Annotated in this window: 17 protein-coding genes; 5 read left to right on the top strand and 12 right to left on the bottom strand. The window is 64.2% G+C overall.

The genetic code is table 11. The features are described 5' to 3' along the window. From U3648_RS16225 to U3648_RS16210, 4 genes are all read left to right on the top strand, one after another. The coding region (locus U3648_RS16225; RefSeq protein WP_420860278.1) for a hypothetical protein at positions 1 to 1,463 on the top strand (1,463 nt) is incomplete at its 5' end. Positions 1,464 to 1,527: 64 nt separating this feature from the next. After that, positions 1,528 to 1,956, top strand: a complete 429-nt coding sequence (locus U3648_RS16220) for a VOC family protein (protein ID WP_129679468.1) — start codon at positions 1,528 to 1,530, stop codon at positions 1,954 to 1,956. 56 nt (positions 1,957 to 2,012) lie between these two features. Then, positions 2,013 to 2,669 carry a DUF1194 domain-containing protein gene (locus tag U3648_RS16215; RefSeq protein WP_420860277.1) on the top strand — a complete coding sequence of 219 codons (657 nt, stop codon included), beginning with the start codon at positions 2,013 to 2,015 and terminating at the stop codon, positions 2,667 to 2,669. Then, complete coding sequence (locus U3648_RS16210) at positions 2,666 to 3,385, top strand: DUF1194 domain-containing protein (RefSeq protein WP_420860276.1); 720 nt, start codon at positions 2,666 to 2,668, stop codon at positions 3,383 to 3,385. The genes U3648_RS16215 and U3648_RS16210 overlap by 4 nt, the downstream gene beginning before the upstream one ends. A 63-nt stretch (positions 3,386 to 3,448) precedes the next feature. Here the strand turns inward: U3648_RS16210 and U3648_RS16205 are convergent, their stop codons facing one another. The 6 genes from U3648_RS16205 to U3648_RS16180 form a co-directional block, all read right to left on the bottom strand. After that, complete coding sequence (locus U3648_RS16205) at positions 3,449 to 3,970, bottom strand: MarR family winged helix-turn-helix transcriptional regulator (RefSeq protein WP_420860275.1); 522 nt, start codon at positions 3,968 to 3,970, stop codon at positions 3,449 to 3,451. 164 nt (positions 3,971 to 4,134) lie between these two features. Then, positions 4,135 to 5,379 (bottom strand): saccharopine dehydrogenase family protein, encoded by a 1,245-nt coding sequence (locus U3648_RS16200; protein WP_420860274.1) that lies wholly within the window; start codon positions 5,377 to 5,379, stop codon positions 4,135 to 4,137. A 33-nt stretch (positions 5,380 to 5,412) separates the two neighbouring features. Beyond that, positions 5,413 to 5,931 (bottom strand): class I SAM-dependent methyltransferase, encoded by a 519-nt coding sequence (locus U3648_RS16195; RefSeq protein WP_420860273.1) that lies wholly within the window; start codon positions 5,929 to 5,931, stop codon positions 5,413 to 5,415. Between the two features lie 27 nt (positions 5,932 to 5,958). Then, positions 5,959 to 7,053, bottom strand: a complete 1,095-nt coding sequence (locus U3648_RS16190) for a carboxynorspermidine decarboxylase (RefSeq protein WP_420860272.1) — start codon at positions 7,051 to 7,053, stop codon at positions 5,959 to 5,961. A gap of 88 nt (positions 7,054 to 7,141) precedes the next feature. Beyond that, positions 7,142 to 9,067 (bottom strand): monovalent cation:proton antiporter-2 (CPA2) family protein, encoded by a 1,926-nt coding sequence (locus U3648_RS16185; RefSeq protein ID WP_420860271.1) that lies wholly within the window; start codon positions 9,065 to 9,067, stop codon positions 7,142 to 7,144. Between the two features lie 80 nt (positions 9,068 to 9,147). Next, positions 9,148 to 11,832: a hypothetical protein gene (locus U3648_RS16180; protein WP_420860270.1), complete on the bottom strand. Its 2,685-nt coding sequence runs from the start codon at positions 11,830 to 11,832 to the stop codon at positions 9,148 to 9,150. Between the two features lie 175 nt (positions 11,833 to 12,007). Here U3648_RS16180 and U3648_RS16175 point away from each other — a divergent pair, with 175 nt between their 5' ends. Beyond that, positions 12,008 to 12,748: an SIMPL domain-containing protein gene (locus U3648_RS16175; protein ID WP_420860269.1), complete on the top strand. Its 741-nt coding sequence runs from the start codon at positions 12,008 to 12,010 to the stop codon at positions 12,746 to 12,748. A 50-nt stretch (positions 12,749 to 12,798) separates the two neighbouring features. On the opposite strand, the gene U3648_RS16170 is transcribed toward U3648_RS16175, so the two are convergent. The 6 genes from U3648_RS16170 to U3648_RS16145 form a co-directional block, all read right to left on the bottom strand. Next, entirely contained in the window at positions 12,799 to 13,026 is a 228-nt protein-coding gene (locus tag U3648_RS16170; protein ID WP_420860268.1) for a hypothetical protein, read from the bottom strand. A gap of 96 nt (positions 13,027 to 13,122) precedes the next feature. Next, positions 13,123 to 14,418, bottom strand: coding sequence for an O-acetylhomoserine aminocarboxypropyltransferase/cysteine synthase family protein (locus tag U3648_RS16165; protein ID WP_420860267.1), 1,296 nt, complete (start codon positions 14,416 to 14,418; stop codon positions 13,123 to 13,125). Between the two features lie 396 nt (positions 14,419 to 14,814). Next, positions 14,815 to 15,807 (bottom strand): alcohol dehydrogenase catalytic domain-containing protein, encoded by a 993-nt coding sequence (locus U3648_RS16160; protein WP_420860266.1) that lies wholly within the window; start codon positions 15,805 to 15,807, stop codon positions 14,815 to 14,817. 3 nt (positions 15,808 to 15,810) lie between these two features. Beyond that, positions 15,811 to 17,277 (bottom strand): mannitol dehydrogenase family protein, encoded by a 1,467-nt coding sequence (locus tag U3648_RS16155; RefSeq protein ID WP_420860265.1) that lies wholly within the window; start codon positions 17,275 to 17,277, stop codon positions 15,811 to 15,813. 1 nt (position 17,278) lies between these two features. Further along, positions 17,279 to 18,052: an L-iditol 2-dehydrogenase gene (locus U3648_RS16150; protein ID WP_420860264.1), complete on the bottom strand. Its 774-nt coding sequence runs from the start codon at positions 18,050 to 18,052 to the stop codon at positions 17,279 to 17,281. Further along, positions 18,049 to 18,400, bottom strand: a 352-nt coding sequence (locus tag U3648_RS16145) for a TOBE domain-containing protein (RefSeq protein ID WP_420860263.1), incomplete at its 5' end; no start/stop codon positions are given. The genes U3648_RS16145 and U3648_RS16150, both read right to left, overlap by 4 nt.

The following is an 18,400-nucleotide window of genomic DNA, read 5'->3' as shown; positions in this document are numbered from 1 at the left end:
GAAAGCATCGTTCCGATGGACCAGAGGCCCACGATGCACTAACAATCAAACCGGACCACCCGATGGGGGCACGCCACATGCCATTCAGCCCTCTGAGGTTTCTGGCCAGCCTTGCGATCATCGCGGGGCTGACCCTTTCCGCGGCAGCGCAGGACCGGATCGCGCTCGACCTCGACAGCGGACGGCGGCTGGCGCAAGAGGCGCTCTTGTCAGGCAACCCCGCATTGGCCCGGGAACTGGCGCAGGGGCTGTTGCAGGCCAACCCGAATGACCGGACGGCGTGGGTCCTTCTTGCCGCCGCCTTGCCGCAACTGGGCGATGCGGCGGGTGGCCAACGGGCCGGGGCGCGGGCCTTTTCCCTGTCCCGAACAGAGACCGAGAAATACGAGGCAGCACGCCTGACCGCGCTGGCCGCGATGCGGGCCGAACGGCTCACCCAATCCCAACTGTGGTTGCGGCGCGCGGCCATCCATGCCTCGAATGAGACGCAGGAACAGCAGACCGCGCGGGACTACCGACTTGTCGCAAACCGAAACCCGCTTCGGATCGACCTTGCCTTTGCCCTGACCCCTTCGTCCAACCTCAACGGTGGCAGCGAAGGGGCCTACAACATTATCGACGGGCTGCCTTTCGTCGGTGTCCTCAGCGGGGATGCGCAGGCCCTGTCGGGGATCGAGGCGCGGGGCGACTTGTCTCTGCGCTACCGGCTGGAAGACAGCGAAACCCGGCAGAGGTTTCTGACAGCGCGATTGATCGGACGAGGTGTCCGGCTGTCCGACGCGGCACGGGCCACCGCGCCGGAAGCGGAAAACCGCGACTATGCCTATCTTGTGGCGGACCTCGGATATGGTGCGCGCCGGGCCACGGATACACTGGGCTATGGCTGGGGCATGAACGTGGGCCGGGTCTGGGGCGGGGCCGAGGCCGATGTCAGCTACAGTTTTGCAAGGCTGTCGGGTGATGGGACCTATGCCCTGTCCGATCGCGCCGCCGCACAGGTCTTTTCCAGTATCGAAACGCGTTGGGACAGCGCCGGGGCACAGGACGCGCGGATCGGAACGATTGGCACCGGGCTGACATGGGTCGCGGACGGGGCGATGGCGGGACAATACGCCGTCAGCCTTAGCCTGCGGCACACCGAAAGCCCAACCCCCAACGACCGGTCGGATGTGGCGACCGCGCAGCTGTCCTTTGCCCCGGCGCAGGCCATTGGCCCGGCCAGCATGCGGTTCACCCTTGGCGGGGCCATGTCGGATTATCCCGATTACGCGGTGGTGTTTGTGGTCCCCGGCGGGCGGCAGGATACGATGGGCTTCGCCTCGGTCGAGGTGACCCCGGCAGACTGGTCCTTTGCCGGGTTCGCCCCTGTGCTGACCCTGACGCGGCAGATCACCCGCAGCAACGTCAGCCGCTTTGACACCGCGGAAATCAGTCTTCAGATCGGAATTCGGTCAACCTTCTGACCACGGGGCTGGCGCGCGCCCGTTGCCATGCTACCCTTCGCCCGATTCAGGGAAAGGAAGACCGATGGCATTGCGCTACCTTCACACCATGGTCCGGGTCAAAGACCTTGAGGCCTCGATGGCATTTTACGAGCTTCTGGGGCTGAAACAGACCCGGCGTTATGACAACGAAGGCGGGCGGTTCAGCCTGATTTTCATGGCTCCTCCGGGGCAAGAGGACTGCCCGGTCGAACTGACCTACAACTGGGACGGGGACGAGGGTCTGCCCTCGGACAGCCGCCATTTCGGCCACCTCGCCTATGAGGTCGACAATATCTATGCGATTTGCCAGCTCCTGATGGACAACGGGGTGACGATCAACCGGCCCCCGCGCGACGGGCACATGGCCTTTGTCCGGTCGCCAGACAATATCTCGATCGAGCTTTTGCAGAAGGGCGACAGCCTGCCCCCGGCCGAGCCCTGGGCCTCGATGGAAAACACGGGCCACTGGTGATCCGCGCGGCCGCCATAGCCCTGGCGGCCCTCTGCGCCGTGGCGGCGGGTCCGGCAATGGCCTGCCGTCTTGCGCTGGTGCTGGCGCTGGATGTGTCGTCCAGCGTCGACGCCGACGAAGACCGGCTGCAACGGCTGGGCCTCTCAGCCGCCCTACTGGACCCGGAGGTGCAAGAGGCCTTTCTTGCGGGCCGCGATCCGGTGGCGATTGCCATCTACGAATGGTCGGGCCGCTACAACCAGATCACGATCCAGCCCTGGCGGCTGATCCGGTCCGAGGCGGACCTGCTGATCGTGTCGAACCGGATTGCCACCAGCCGCCGCGCCCATGACGATTTTCCAACCGCTGTCGGCTATGCGCTGGGACATGCAGCCAGCGTGCTGCGTGACGGGCCCGACTGTCTGTTCCAGACCATTGACGTTTCGGGCGACGGCATCAACAACGAAGGCTTCGGCCCGACCGAAGCCTATGCCCATTTCCCGCTGGCCGGGGTGACGGTGAACGGGCTGGTGATCGACGCAGGCGATTACGAAGATCCGGACCGGCTGATCGGGTTTTACATGGACGAGGTCCGGCAGGGGCCGGGATCTTTCGTCGAGGTCGCCAATGGGTTCGAGGATTTCGAACGCGCCATGCGCCGCAAGCTGCTGCGCGAGTTGCAGTCGCAGATGATTGGCGCCCGCCCCATTGGGGACGGGGACGGGGCGGGATGAAGGCGACTGCCATCGCCTTAGCGCTGTTTGCGGCCACCCCGGCCGACGCCGCCTGTCGACAGGCGCTGGCGCTGGGGCTGGATGTGTCGGGCTCGGTCGATGCCCGCGAATACCGGTTGCAACTGGATGGGCTGGCCGCCGCCCTGACCGCGCCCGAGGTGGTCGAGGCGCTTTTGGGCGATGGTGGCGCGCCGGTGCGGATCACCGTCTACGAATGGTCGGGGCCGAATTACCAGCGGATCATCCTGCCCTGGTCGGACCTGTCCGACCCCGTCGCAATCGCCGATGCCGCGACGGTTTTGCGCGGCCACCCCCGGCCTGCGGGCCAGCCTGTCACCACCGCCCTTGGCGCGGCGGTCGAGACGGGGATCGGCCTGCTGCGCGGGCAAGGGGATTGCTGGCGTCACACGCTCGACATCTCGGGCGATGGGAAGTCCAACACCGGTGTTCGCCCGCAAGACATCCCCGATGCGGCCCTGCCGCCCAGCATGGTGGTCAACGCGCTGGTGATCGGAGCCGATGCCGACATCTACGCAGGCGACCCGCGCTCCGAAGAGATTCAGGAACTATCGGCCTATTTCCAAAGCTACGTGATCCGGGGCCCGGGCGCCTTCATCGAAACCGCGCTGGGGTTCGACGACTACGAGGCCGCGATGCGACGCAAGCTGATCCGTGAATTGCAGACCATCGCCATCGGCATGGCCCCCCTGCCCTGACAGCAAGCGGCGCGAGAGAGTTGCCCCCTCCTCGCGCCTTTGCTTGCTCTGGTCTTGCCTGCCTTAGTAGATATAGCGGATCTGATCGGCCCAATAGCGTTCCACCCGGCGCAGCGCCGCGGTGATATGTTCGATGCCGTCCATGTCGAGGATCGCGCGGGATTGCAGCCCGTCGGAATGGGCCGAAAACAGGTCGGCCACCACGCGGCGCACCTGTCGGCCCTTTTCGGTCAGCCGGACGCGCACCGACCGTCGGTCGATCTCGCAGCGTTGGTGGTGCATGTATCCCATGTCCACCAGCTTCTTGAGGTTGTAGCTGACGTTCGAGCCCTGATAGTAGCCGCGCGTTTTCAACTCCCCGGCTGTGACCTCGTTGTCGCCGATGTTGAACAGAAGAAGCGCCTGCACCGGGTTCACTTCCAGAACCCCCAGCCGTTCGAATTCATCCTTGATCACGTCCAGCAGCAGCCGATGCAGCCGTTCGACCAGTGTCAGGGTTTCAAGGTAACTGCCCATGAAGGCGGCGTTATGGCTGCGGTCTCCGGCGGCACTGGCAGCGTCGCGCAGGTCGGAATGAAGGCTCATCAACTCGTCTCCGTCATGTCATCTCGGAGACAGGTTTGGGCGAAAAGCCCCAACAATCGGTTAAGTCAGATCAAGTTTTCGCAAAAGCGGCGCGCGCTGCGGGTCCGGGCCGCGCAACGGCGGAAAAAGCCCCGGCAGCGAACCCGCGCCGCCGGGGCAAATTATCAGGCGTTCCAGGGCTTATCTTCGCCGCCCAGACCGCCGATCTGCATCCGGGTGGGCAGGCCGATCCGGTCAAGGATGGTGAAGAACGGCTTGGGGTCCAGTTCCTCGACGTTCTTCATGGTGCCCGCGTCCCAGTCGCCGCTGGCCACAAGCATCGCCGCGGCCACGGGCGGCACGCCCGCGGTATAGGAAATGCCCTGGCTGCCGACCTCTTCATAAGCTTCCTTGTGGTCGGCGACGTTGTAGACGAAGACCTCGAACGGTTCGCCGTCCTTCACACCCTTCACCAGATCGCCGATGCAGGTCTTGCCGGTATAGTTCGGCGCAAGGCTGGACGGGTCGGGCAGCACAGCCTTGACCACCTTCAGCGGCACGACCTCCAGCCCCTCGGCGGTGGTGACGGGCTGTTCCGACAACAGGCCAAGGTTCTTCAGCACGGTAAAGACGTTGATGTAATGGTCGCCAAAGCCCATCCAGAACCGGACGTCGGCCTGCGGATAATTGGTCGCCAGCGAATGCACCTCGTCATGGCCGGACTGATAGGCGCGCTGGGTGCCGACGACGGGCAGGTCCCAGTCATGGCCCGAGGCGAACATGGTCGTCTCTTTCCACTGTTGGTCTTCCCAATAGTAGACCACCCCCGTGAATTCGCGAAAGTTGATCTCGGGGTCGAAATTGGTGGCGAAATACTTGCCGTGCGATCCGGCGTTGATGTCCACGATGTCGATCGATTTGACCTCGTCCATCATGTCGATGGCAAAGCGGGCAAAGGCGTTGACCACACCCGGATCGAACCCCGCGCCAAGAATGGCGGTCACGCCCTTCTCGGTGCACAGGTCGCGTTTCTTCCATTCGTAGTTGGCATACCACGGCGGGGTTTCGCAGATCTTGGCCGGGTCTTCGTGAATGGCGGTGTCGATATAGGCGGCGCCGGTCTCGATGCAGGCGTCCAGCACCGTCATGTTCACAAAGGCCGATCCGACGTTGATCACGATCTGGCTGCCGGTGTCCCGGATCAGCGCGGCGACAGAGGCGCTGTCCATCGCATCGACCTGATGGGCCTGAAGAACGCCCTCCTGCTTCATCGCGCCCTTTTCCCGGACCGACTCAAGGATCGCTTCGCATTTCGCAAGCGTCCGGCTGGCGATGTGAATATCGCCAAGCACATCGTTGTTCTGCGCGCATTTATGCGCCACGACCTGAGCGACGCCACCTGCGCCGATGATGAGAACATTCTTTTTCAACGGGCCAAACCCCCTTTGGTTAGAGTTTCAATCCTAATCTGCGTCACGTTGCAGGAAGAGCCAACCGGCCTTTTCATATTCCGTCCGCCAGCCAGCACCATGGCCTGCGATCACCTGCCTGATCCCCGGCATATTCGGCGCTTCGTCAGAAATCAGCACCCAGCCGCCCGGTTCAACATGATCCAGCAGCCGCGCCAGTACCGACAGCCGTGGCCCTTCGGCCAGCATATGCAATGTCCGGTCCAGAAGTAGCACATCGAACATCGCTTCGGGCTGGAAATCCACGATGTCGGCGACAACGCCGCGTGCCGGAATGCCCTCGGCCTCCGCTACTTCGTTCAGGGCCGCGATGCCGTGTGGTGCAATATCAACGCCAAGCACCTCGTGCCCCATCCGCGCAATGAACAAGGCGTCACGCCCCTGTCCGCAGCCCAGGTCAAGGACGGTCAGCCGCCGTCCGGCAACCCGCTTGAAGAAGTCCACAAAGGGCTTCGACGGCGGGCCCAGCGCATCGGGCGCATCGCGATACAGACGATCATAGTCAAAAGACATGTGGCCTTCTCCCGATCAATACGATGCTTAGGACAATGCCGCCGCGAAATCCTCGTATCCGAAATCGCGCACCAGACGCACGGTGCCGTCCAACTCGCGCACCGCGATGGCGGGCATCTTGACGCCGTTGAACCAGTTCTTCTTGACCATGGTATAACCGGCGGCGTCCTGAATGCTGATCCGGTCGCCGGGGCGGATCGGATCGGCAAAGCGGAACTCGCCAAAGATATCCCCGGCAAGGCAAGACTTGCCGCAGATCATCCACTCTTCCGGGCCTTCGTTCGGGCTGATCTTGGCGCTTTCGCGGTAGATCAGCAGATCCAGCATATGCGCCTCGATGCTGCTGTCCACGATGGCAAGGTTCTTGCCGTTGAACAGCGTGTCCAGAACCGTCACCTCTAGCGTGGTCGACTTGGTGATCGCCGCCTCGCCGGGTTCCAGATAGACCTGAACGCCATTGCTATCCGAAAACCGTTTCAGCCGGTCGGCCAGCCGGTCCAGCGGATAGCCTTCGCCGGTGAAATGAATGCCGCCGCCAAGGCTGATCCATTTCATGTCGCGGATCAGGTGGCCAAACCGCTGCTCGATCAGAGACAGCATGTTGTCGAACCTGTCGAAATCGGAGTTTTCACAATTGTTGTGGAACATGAAGCCCGACACCCGGTCGATCACCTTGGCGATCTCTTCAGGATCATGTTCGCCCAGCCGCGAAAACGGCCGCGCCGGGTCGGCAAGGTCAAAACCGCTGGTCGAGACACCGGGGTTCACCCGCAGCCCGCGCACATGGTTGGCCGATTGCGCGTCGAACCGGTCCAACTGGCCGATGGTGTTGAAGATGATCTTGTCGGAATGGCCGATCACCTCGTCGATCTCGTGATCGGCATAGGCGACGGAATAGGCATGGGTTTCGCCCGGGAACTTTTCGCGCCCCAGCCGGACCTCGTACAACGACGACGATGTGGTCCCGTCCATGTAATCCGACATGAAGTCGAACACATCCCATGTGGCAAAGCATTTCAGCGCGAGCAGCGCCTTGGCGCCCGAGTTCTCCCGCAGCCACGCAATCTTTTCCATGTTCGGAAGAAGCCGCGCCTTGTCGATCAGGTAATAGGGCGTCTGCATCGTCTAAATCCCCCCAAAGATCAGAGCAGGACCAAAGTGGCGGCCCGCATAGGGCCGATATCCGAGCCACGCAAGGAAAATCCGCCGCTTAGCCCTGTTTTTCACCGGACGAGACAAGGCCCCGTCGGCCGCCCCTCTGCGGGGCTTTCTCGTTGCGCTGCTGGCGGCTGGCCAAGGCCGTTTCCAACTCGTTGTTCAACTCGCGGGCGCGGCTGATGTAGTCCGGGTTCTGTTCCACCGGCACGCCGGGTTTCCACAGCGGCGCCAGTTCGATCATGTTCTCGCGGTCGTGGTGATAGAACATGTCCTCGGCCTGCGCCGCCTCGTAGTCCGACAGCCCAAGGTTTTCCAGAACATAGCGCCCCGCCCGAAGCGAGCTGTCGAACAACTCGCGCACGATGTCATTGGCTCCGGCCTGATACAGCTCGAACACATGCACCCGGTCGCGGGCACGGGCGACGATATGGAGGTCGGGCCGTTCCTTTCGGGCGTAGGACACCAGCCGGACCGCCGCCGCCTTGTCGTCCAGCGCCACCACCAGCACCCGCGCCTCGGCGATGCCGGCGGCCTTCAGCAGGTCGGGGCGGGTCGGGTCGCCAAAGAACCCGCGAAACCCGAATTTCCGCATCATCTGGACTGTCTCAAGGTCGGCATCCAGAACCACGGTCTTGAACCCTGCGCTTTGCACCAGCCGGTTCACGATCTGGCCGAACCGCCCGATCCCCGCGATGATCACCGGCCCGTCCTCGTTGATTTCATCCGGTTCCGCCTCCACCTCGGTCTTCATGCGGCGGGCGCGGTATTCGTACAGGATGAACAAAAGCGGCGTGATCAGCATCGATAGCGCGATCACCAGAAGCAGCTTTTGCCCCATCCCCGGTGTCAGCACCCCGGCGGCAAGCGAGAATGAAATCAGGACGAACCCGAACTCCCCCGCCTGACTGAGGCTGAGGGTGAACAACCAGCGGTCATGCGGTTTCAACCGCCACAGGCGGGCAAGGATGTACAGGATACCGCCCTTGATCGCGATCAGCAGGATCGTCAGCCCGATGACGTCGCCCCAATCCTTGAAGAAGGCCCCGAAATCGAAACCTGCCCCCACGGTGATGAAAAACAGCCCCAGAAGAAGCCCCTTGAACGGTTCAAGGTCGCTTTCCAATTCGTGCCGAAATTCAGAGTTGGCAAGAACCACCCCGGCAAGGAAGGTGCCCAGTGCGGGCGACAGGCCCACGACCTCCATCACCACCGCGATGGAAACGACCATCAGAAGGGCCAGCGCCGTATACATCTCGCGCAGGCGGGCGTGGTGGATATAGCGGAACACCGGTCGGGTCAGGAACACCCCCGCAAGGATGATCAGCGCCACGGCGGCCAGCGTAGCCAGAGTCACCGCCCAGCCGGGCATCCCTTCCAGCAGGGAAAACACCCCGTGGCCGTCGCCATGATGATCCGGGTCGGATGCCCGCGCCATCGACCCATCGGGGTTCAGCATCACCGGCGAACGCACCGCAAGAAGCGGCAGGATCGCCAGCATCGGGATCACAGCGATATCCTGGCTTAGGAGGACGGAAAACACGTTGCGTCCGCCCTGCGTTTGCACCAGCCCCTTTTCGGTCAGGGTCTGCAGCACGATGGCGGTCGATGACAGCGCAAGGATCATGCCCACGGCCAGCGCGGTCTGGGTGGTTTCCCCCGCCAGCATGGCGACCCACATGATCACCCCGCCTGTCACGAAAATCTGCAAGCCCCCAAGCCCTAGAAGACGCGTGCGCATGGCCCACAACGTGCGCGGCTCCAGCTCCAGCCCGATCAGGAACAGCATCATCACCACGCCAAACTCGGCAAAATGCTGCAAATCCTGCGTCTCGGTCCCGACCAGCCCGGTTACCGGGCCGATGATGATCCCCGCGACAAGGTAGCCAAGCACCGACCCAAGCCCAAGGCGCGCGGCAAGCGGCACCGCGATGACCGCGGCGCCAAGGTAGATCGTCGCCTGAAACAGAAAGCTTTCCATGGTCCTAGTCTTTCACGTCCTGTCTGCAACTACCACCGGTGACCTATGGGGTTCCGGTGACAATCACGCGACATTCAGGATCAGCCGCGCGGCATTTCCAGCGTAATCGTGCGCCCTCGTTTCACATAGGACAGGGCTGTGTCGCTGATCGCGCTGACCTGCCCACCGTCCAGCCGGTCGCCGACGCGGACCACCTCGATCCGGCCGTTTGACAGGCGGACGATGGCGGTCCGGTTTGACGAAGACCCCGACACGCCGATCAGATTGATGTCGCGCAGGCGCAGCACGTTGTCTTCGGTCGCGGCGCGGGCCACGCCACCCGGCACCGGGCCATTCGGCGCGACAAAGGCAGACGGCGTCGGGGCGGCGGCGGCAGCCGGGGCAGGTTGCGGGTTCGCGCGGGCGGCGGAAACGATCCGGTCAAAGTTGCGCGGCCGCGCGTCGGGCCGGACAGACACCGCAACGGCAAGGTCGGACGCATCCGCCGCCGGGTCGACCGCCCCGGCAAGCGCCGCCGCTATGGCCCCCGCATCGGCGGGCGGCGGCGGCGGGGCAAGGTCATCGGGGCGCGCGCGTGGGCGAAAGCCCGCCAGTTCGGCGCGGGTAAACCCACCCAGCGTGTCCCGCTCTGCCGTGTCGGCGAAATCGCCTGGCCGCGACCGGGGACGCAACCCTGCCAGCGACACACCACCGGGCGTTACCTGCAGACCTTCAGGAAGCGCGACCTCCTCGGTCGTGGGGTCGTCGGTGGCATCGTCACCGGGCGTCGGGGCGATGTCCGGCCGCGCGGGCGGGACAACGGCCGGGCGGCCGGCATAAACAATCAGACCGTCGGGAAGGCGGGTGCCGACAGCGGTGGCCAGTATGAAACCGCGCGCGTCGCGTTCAAAGACGGCATCGGCTGGCGGCGGATTCACCGGAAAGGGGATCACCGCGTCGGGCGCCGACAGGGCGATTGCTGGAAGGGCAATGGCATCCGCCGATGGGCTAACCGGATCAACGGCGGCAAGGAACACATCGTCGGTGCCTTCGACCCGCGGCATCAGCGGCAGACGCGGCGCGCGCTGCCAGACCCCCGTCGCCTCGTACCGGCGCTGCGCTTCAGCCGGGGACAGGATGCCGGGATTGACCGGCGAGGCGACAGGAACCGCCGCGGCCTCCGGGGTGTCCGGCTCTGGGGCGAGTTCGGGGTCCATGGCGGCAATCACCGCGGCGGTCACATCGGGCGGCGGCAGCAGGTCTTCGGCGTCGGCAACATCGGCCAGCGCCTCTTCCTCGGGCGCGGGCAGGTTCGGAAACTCTTCCGCCGGGGTCGGGATTGCCACGGGCACGGCTGTCAGGTCGCCCTGCCCGCCCGTGGCCGCGACCTCGACCGCGCTGTCCCCAAATCCAAACCAGCGGGCGATGGTTTCCGTCCCGACAGTGGCCAGCGCCGCCACCGCCAGAAGGAACAGGATCAGGATCGCGGTCAGGATCAGGCCAAGGTACTTCGGCTTGCCACCGACAGCCGGGCCCGACTTGCGGCGTTTGCGGGCACCGAACACGGTCAGGCGCTCGGCCTCCTCTTCTGGCGCGTCCGGGGCGGGGGCGGGAGGACGCTTGCCAGCCTTGCGGCGGCTGCGGAACAGGCCCGGTTTAGCAGGGGAAGCGGACGCCGCCGGTTCGTCGTCCTCCTGCTCGACCGGGTCCATCGTCGCGGCAATCGCGGCTGGCGATACGGCAGGCGCGGCCCCTTCCGCGACCGAGGCTACCACCGGGGCGGCGGCAGACACCGGCGCCTTGGTCTGGACCGGGCGGGCCGGGGCAGCCGGGGCGCCATCGGTCGCGCCAATTGTCAGGCGCGGGCCGTCCGCCTTTGCCCCCTGAACGGCAAGGGGCGTCGGGTTCTCTTTGTCCTTCGCGGCCCCGGCCTCGGACCGGGCGCGACTGGCAAACATCGGCTCTCCGCCGTCCGTCTTCGGCGCGGGTTTCGCCTTGGCCGGGGCCGGTGGAACCGTCCGGTCCGCCACAAGCGGCTTGGCGCGGCTGGCAAAGACAACCTCTTCGGCAGGCTCCGCTTCGGGCGCGTCCTCTGCGGCCGGTTCTTCCTCGTCTTGCGGCACATCCTCTGCCATCGGCGCGTCGTCCGGTTCAGGCGCGGGAACGGGAACCGGCTCCGAGGCCTGCTGGGGGTCCGGTTCTTCGACCGGCTCTGGCGCTGGCTCCGGTTCGGGCTCGGGTTTGGGTTCGGGCAATGGCTCTACACCGATCACCGCAACCGGCTCGTCATCGCGCGCGACCGCACCGGGCAAATCCGCCGCTGCTGCCGTCGGTCCAAAGAACACCTCGCCATTAAAGGTGAACGGTTCCGGCACCCCTGCGAAACAGACCGGGTTGAATGGCAGTTCGCCAAGGAACCCTTCCGCCTCTTCCAGCGTCTCGCGGGCCACGGCGGCGATATAGGTCCGGCCGCCGCCCTTGGTAAAATCATAGACAAGGTCATCGACGGCATAGGGCGTCGCACCTTCCAGCGCGGCGCGCACGTCGGCGTCTTCGGCGCGGGTGGTGTCCAGCGCCATATATCGGATCTGGTCGTTCGGGATCAGCAGCTTGGTCCGCACCCCGCCCGGCTCCAGCCGCGCGGCCACTTCGGCCAGCCGGGCCAGTTCGCCCTGCAGGTCCGGGTGATCCAGCGCCACCTCGCCAACAAGGGTCCAGCCGCCGGTCGCGCGCCGCAACAGGCGGATACCGTCAGCCGAAAGGGAAAGGGAAAAATTTGGCGTCATGAGGGGGCTTTAGCATTGTTCATTCAGGCACGGAATGTATCCCCGCGCGCGACCCGAGGCTAGAGCAACTTCCCGCCCAGTCCAAGGAAATCCCCCGCCCGGACCCAAGGACCGGCTTGCCAGATGCGTCATAGGGGTGAACCATTCGAACAACCGGGCAGAAAAGGAGTTTCCCATGCGCCGTTTGATGATTGCCACCCTTGCCACGCTTTCCCTACTCGTTGGCCCCGCCGCCTGGGCCGATGACGGCAGCCCGCTGCGCACAATCGACATTTCCGGGCAGGGCGAGGTTTCCGTGCCGCCCGACATGGCCACCGTCACCCTTGGCGTCCGGGTCGAGGCCGAAACCGAAGCCGCCACCATGGACGAGGCATCGGCCCGGACCGCGGCGGTGCTGGACGGGCTGGCGGCCAAGGGCGTGGCCGAGGCCGATGTGCAGTCCGGCACGATCCGGCTGACCCCCCGCTATGGGCAGAACATTCTGGGCGGGACCGACTATTCCAATATCGTGGGCTTTACCGCGACCAATACGATCACCGCCAAGATCCGTGACATCAACGCCGTGGGCGAGGTTCTGTCGGCCACCGTCGGGGACGGGGCAAACATGGTGCAGGGCATCCGCTTCGGCCTTCAGGACGAAGACAGCGTGCGGGACGAGGCCCGCCGCCGCGCCGTGGCCGAGGCGATGCGGCTTGCAGCGCTTTACGCCGATGCGGCGGGGATGGAGCTGGGAAGCGTTGTTCGGATCACCGACGGGTCGATCAGCGATGGCAGCAACTATGGAATGGTGGCCGAACCGATGATGGAAATGGCATCGTCCCGGTCCGCCCCGCAAATGGCAGTCCCCGTCGCCCCGGGTGAAATCACGATCTACTCAAGCATTTCGATGGTCTTTGAACTGTCCGGCGTGAACTGAGCCCAGCAAGGCCCGCCCCAGATCGGGCGGGCCTTCAGCACCCGGGGCGGCTATTTCTCGATGTGAATGATCTCGCCGGTCTTGCCGTTCACAAGGATGCGGATGACCTTGCCGCCGGTGCTGACGATCTTGATCGACACATTGCCCGACGATCCGCCGCTCTTGGTGGTGACGGTGGTGCCGCCCTCGGTGGTCGTCGTGGTCTTGGTTCCGCCATCGGGGGCCGGGCCGCCATCGGACGGGGTGGAGGGGTCAGAGCCTACATCAATCGGGCACATCTGTCGTTCCTTTCAAAATGAAAACCGCACCCCGGAATACTGGGGTGCGGCATCATTCTGACCGGGTCGGACCGGTCGCGACCAGTCCGGTTTTCCCTACTTCGACGTGGCCTTGGTCAGTGCCTGATCCAGATCGGCGATGATGTCATCGGGGTCTTCGGTCCCGATGGACAGGCGCACCACCTCGGGGGCCGCGCCCGCCGCGCGCTGTTGTTCTTCGGTCAACTGCCGGTGGGTGGTCGAGGCCGAATGGATGATCAGCGACCGGGTGTCGCCAAGGTTGGCGACATGGCTGAACAGCTCAAGGCTATCCACCAGTTTCACACAGGCGTCATAGCCACCCTTCACCGCAAAAGTGAACAGCGCGCCCGCGCCCTTGGGGCAGATCTTGGCCACGCGGTCATGATAGGGCGAGGATTTAAGGCCAGCGTAGGTCACGTAATCGACGCGCGGATCGGCCTCCAGCCAGGCGGCGACCTTCTCGGCGTTGGCGACATGCTTCTGCATCCGCAGCGACAGGGTTTCGATCCCCATCAGCGTGTAATGGGCCGCCTGCGGGTTCATGGTCATGCCAAGGTCGCGCAGACCCACGGCGATGCCGTGGAAGGTATAGGCCATCGGGCCCAGCGCCTCGTAGAAGTTCAGCCCGTGATAGGCCGGTTCCGGCGCGGCCAGCGACGGGAACTTGCCCGACTTGCCCCAGTCGAACTTGCCCGAGTCGACGACGCAGCCGCCGGTCACGGTGCCGTTGCCGGTCAGGTATTTCGTGGTCGAATGGACGACGATGGTCGCGCCATGTTCGATCGGGCGGCACAGATAGGGGGTGGCCGAGGTGTTGTCGACAATCAGCGGCACGCCCGCCGCATCGGCCACGGCCGAGATTGCGTCCAGATCGGTGATATAGCCGCCGGGGTTTGCGATGGATTCACAGAACACCGCGCGGGTGTTGTCGTCAATCGCCGCCTTCACGGCGTCCAGATCGTCGAAATCGACGAAAGTGCAGGACCAGCCGAAGCGCTGAATCGTGCGGCTGAATTGGGTGATGGTGCCGCCATACAGGCGGTTCGAGGCGACGATGTTCAGCCCCGGCCCCATCAGCGGGAACAGCGCCATGATCTGCGCCGCATGGCCCGAGGAACAGCAGAAGCCCCCGACCCCGCCTTCCAGCGTCACGATCCGCTCGGCCAGCGCGCCGACGGTCGGGTTGGTCAGGCGGGAGTAGATATAGCCCACCTCTTGCAGGTTGAACAAACGGGCCGCGTGATCGGCATCTTTGAAGACATAGGCGGTGGTCTGGTAAATCGGCACCTGCCGCGCGCCGGTGGCCGGATCGGGGCTGGCGCCCGCGTGGATTTGCAGCGTGTCGAAACCGTAGGTGGGTCCGTCGGACATGGGGGCTCCCTTTCATGTTGGTTGCGGCGGAGCCTAGAAGGATCGTTTCACCCCTGCAATGGCGGAGCGGAAAATCGGGACAGGCGTTCGCGAACCGCTGGGAAACGCAGAACGTTCATTCCGGGACCGCGGTTTGAAACCCGCCCGACCCGAAACCGCCTCGCCCCGAACCACAAAGCTATTGGCCATAGTGGATGACCTTGACCCGAAGAAGATGGATCTTTCACTTCGACGGGCATCCGTAATCCGAGGCTGTTGCGATCGCTAGAGCCAACGGAGCAAGCTGCAATTCTTCATTGAATTGCGAACACCCGAAACGCGCAGAAAGCGGTCGCTTCAAAACTGCAAACTATGGATGTCATTTGCGACAGACCCGGCCGGGCAGCCGATCAGTCTCTAGCGCGCCATCTGCACCTTGAGACACCCGCGCGGCGGGCCGTTGGCGAAGACTGCCCGCATTTCGTCCAGTGAAAGGCGGTGCGAGACGAGTTGTGACAGATCGCCGTCAAACGCCCGGAGGGCAGCCAGCGCCTGCGGGATGTTGTGGTTCAGGGAGTGCGAGCCGACCAGCGACAATTGGCGGCGAAAGACCTCGAAAGGGGAAATCTCGATGACCGACGCCTGCGGGCACACCCCGAAAAACAGCGCAGCCCCGCCATTTGCCGTGTATCGCGTCAGCGTGGCGGCGACCTGCGGAACGCCCGTAGCGTCAATCGCCAAGTCGGCGCCGTGATCGAAAACCTGCATCTTTTCGCTGTCGGCTCGGATCGCCGAGAACCCCATATCTTGCGCAAAGCACAACCGGGCGTCGTCGAGATCCGCCAGGGTGACATCACCAACCCCTTCCGCGCGCAAACCTACCGCCAACATCAGGCCCATCGGTCCAGCGCCAATGATCAGCACATTTCGCCGGTCCGCAGCCTGAGCGGCGTCGAGGCCGTTCAGAACGCATCCCATCGGCTCGGCGAGGGCGGCCACGTCAAAGGGCATGTCCCCGATCTTGTGAGCTGCATCGGCGGCCACCACTGACATCTCGGCAAAGCCGCCGTGACGTGTAACGCCATAGGCTTCGAGCCTGTCGCACAGATGCGCCCAGCCGCGCTGACAGGCCGGGCAGGTGCCGCAATGGATGTTCGGGTCGACCACGACCCGATCCCCAACCGTCAGCCCAGTCACGCCCGCACCAATCTCCGCGATGACGCCAGCATATTCATGCCCCGGCACCACGGGAAAAGACCCGGGCCCATAATTGGCGTGCAGCACCTCGAAATCGGTGTGGCACAGGCCGCCCGCCTTGACATCAATCACCACCTGCCCGGGACCTGCGACAGGATCGGGAAGGTCGGTCAACGTGACGCTATCACGGGCAGGAAAAAGGACTGCCTGCATGACTCAGCTTTCCAGATAGTGCGCCAAAGCCGCTTCGGTGCCTTCGGTCCAAATCCGGCGCAGGGCTGTCGCGAAGGCAGTGGCAAATCGCGGATCATCGGCCAGATCGCCGTAGATCTGGCGTTGTTCCAGCCAATCGGCGGGCCTATCCCGCGCCGCTGCGGCCACGGGTTGCAGTTGATCCCAGATCGGATCGTTGGCCTCGATCGTTGTGCCGTCCTCGCGTGTGCCCTGGCACATGCGCGCCCAAAGCGCCTCGGACAATGCCAGCCCGTCGATGGGAGTCCCCGCCGCCAGAGCCTCGCGCAATGTCGGCAGGAGGAACCCGGGATGACGGGACGAGCCATCGAAAGCCACCCGCCGTGTGGTGTCCGCGATCATCGGGTTGGAAAAGCGGCGATGGATCATGGTGACATAGGCTTCGGGCGTCATACCGGGAACGGGTTTGACGTGGGGCGCAATTTCGCGCGTGGCGACGCGGGCGAAAAAGACCCCGATCTGTGAATGCCCCATGCAGCCATGGATCGTCTCGATCCCAAGAACTTCGCCCGCGTTGGCAATCACCTGATGCCCGCCGTTCAGGATGCGGATCTTCATGACCTCGAAGTCATGCACATTCTTGGTGAAGGTCGCGCCGACGCGGTCCCAGTCGGGTCGCCCGGCGCAGAAGTCATCCTCGATCACCCATTGGCGAAAGTTTTCATGGGTGACCGGGGCGTTGTCCTCGATCCCCATCTCTCGCACCAGCGCCAATTCGCGCGGGCCGGTGGCGGGAACGATGCAATCGACCATGGAATTGGGGAACGTCGCGTGGGTGTCGATCCAGTCGGCCAGCGCGGGATCGGACAGGCGGGCCAGCCCGACGACGGTTTGCCGCAGAATCGCGCCGTTGCCTTGCAGGTTGTCGCAGCTTTGTCCTGTGAAGGGGCCGTGGCCCGCATCGCGCCGCGCCTTCAGCGCCGCGACAATGGCCCCAAAGGCCGTCCGGGGCCTGTCGGGATTGGCGGCGTCATGCTGAATGTCGGGGTGCGTGACATCAAAGGCCTTGGTCACTGGGTCAATGTAGTAGCCGCCCTCTGTCACCGTCAGCGCCACGATGCGGATGCGGGGATCGCTCATGGCGGCAATCAACGGGCCGTTACCTTCCGCGATCTCGATATAATCGATCATCGACCCGACCACCTCGGCGGACTGTCCCTTTGGGTCCAGCTCGATCAGGGTAGTCAGGCAGTCCTGCGCTTTCAGTCGGTCACGTTGGGCGGCGTCAAAGGGCCGGACCCCCGCGCCGAGGATGGCCCAATCATGCGCCATCCCCTGCTGCATCAGCCGGTGCAGATACCACGACTGATGCGCCCGATGAAAATTGCCGAGGCCGATATGGACAATCCCGGGCGTCAGCGCGGACCGGTCATAGGTCGGGCGCAGGACGGCCTCGGGCAGCGATGTCAGGGCGGCGTCGGCAAGTCTCATGTCAGCTCATCCACTGGCCGCCGTCGACGTTATACGTCTGCGACAGGATGTAATCGGACTCTTTCGAGGCGAGAAAGACAGCCATGCCGGTCAAGTCATCCGGAGTAGCGAAACGGCCTGCGGGGACACCGGCGGCAACCTCGGCCTTCTTCTGGCCCGGAGCTTTGCCTTCGAGTTTAGCGAACATGGCATCGACATGTTCCCAATGCTCGCCGTCAACCACACCGGGCGCGATGGCATTCACGTTGATGCCATGCTTGATCAGGTTCAAACCGGCGGATTGCGTCATGGAAATGACTGCGGCTTTGGTGGAGCAATAGACCAGCACGAGGCTTTCGCCCCGTCGCCCCGCCTGCGAGGCCATGTTGATGATCTTGCCACCATGGCCTTGCGCGATCATCTGTTTTGCGGCCGCCTGCATGGTGAACAGCGTGCCCGCGACGTTGACCGCATAGAGCTTGTCATAGCTGGCACGGGTGATGTCGACAGTCTCGGCGGCATCGAACAGCGCGGCATTGTTGATCAGGATATCGAGTTTTCCGGCCCTCGCGACCACCGCACCAATGGCGGCGTCGATGCTGTCCTGCTGCGTCACGTCCAGATGCACGGCATAGGCGCCCTCGCCCAGTTCCTTGGCGGCTGCTTCGGCGGCCTCAAGGTTGATGTCGCCAATGGCAACCGTCGCGCCCTCGCGCAGATAGGCAGCTGCAAAGCCCTTGCCGATACCACGCGCGGCGCCGGTAATCAGGGCCGATTTTCCGTCCAGACGTTTCATTGGATGCGCAATCCTTCTGCATCGAATTTGTGGATATGTTGGGGGTTGGGCGTCAGCCAGACGGTGTCGCCGTGATGAACGGAGATGTCGCCGCCCGCGCGCACGGTCATCGGGTCACAGCCCGGAACGCCGTGGATATGCAGGAAAGTGTCACTGCCCAGATGCTCGGCCACGCCGACGGTGCCTTGCCAGTGGCCCTCGGTCGTAGACACCTCGATATGCTCGGGCCGGACGCCGATGGCGTGGGCGCCATGGCTGGCCGCCTCTGGCCCTTTGGAATAGCCCCCTGAAAGTGGTCCACCAACTGGGATAGTTTGTCCCGCAAATTGGAGGATCAGCGATGGCTGG

This window comes from Marivivens marinus (assembly GCF_035969385.1).
In the GTDB taxonomy this organism is placed as follows: Bacteria; Pseudomonadota; Alphaproteobacteria; order Rhodobacterales; family Rhodobacteraceae; genus SELP01.
The sequence above is the reverse complement of the archived record's forward strand: the minus strand, read 5'-3'. Positions and strand labels throughout refer to the sequence as shown.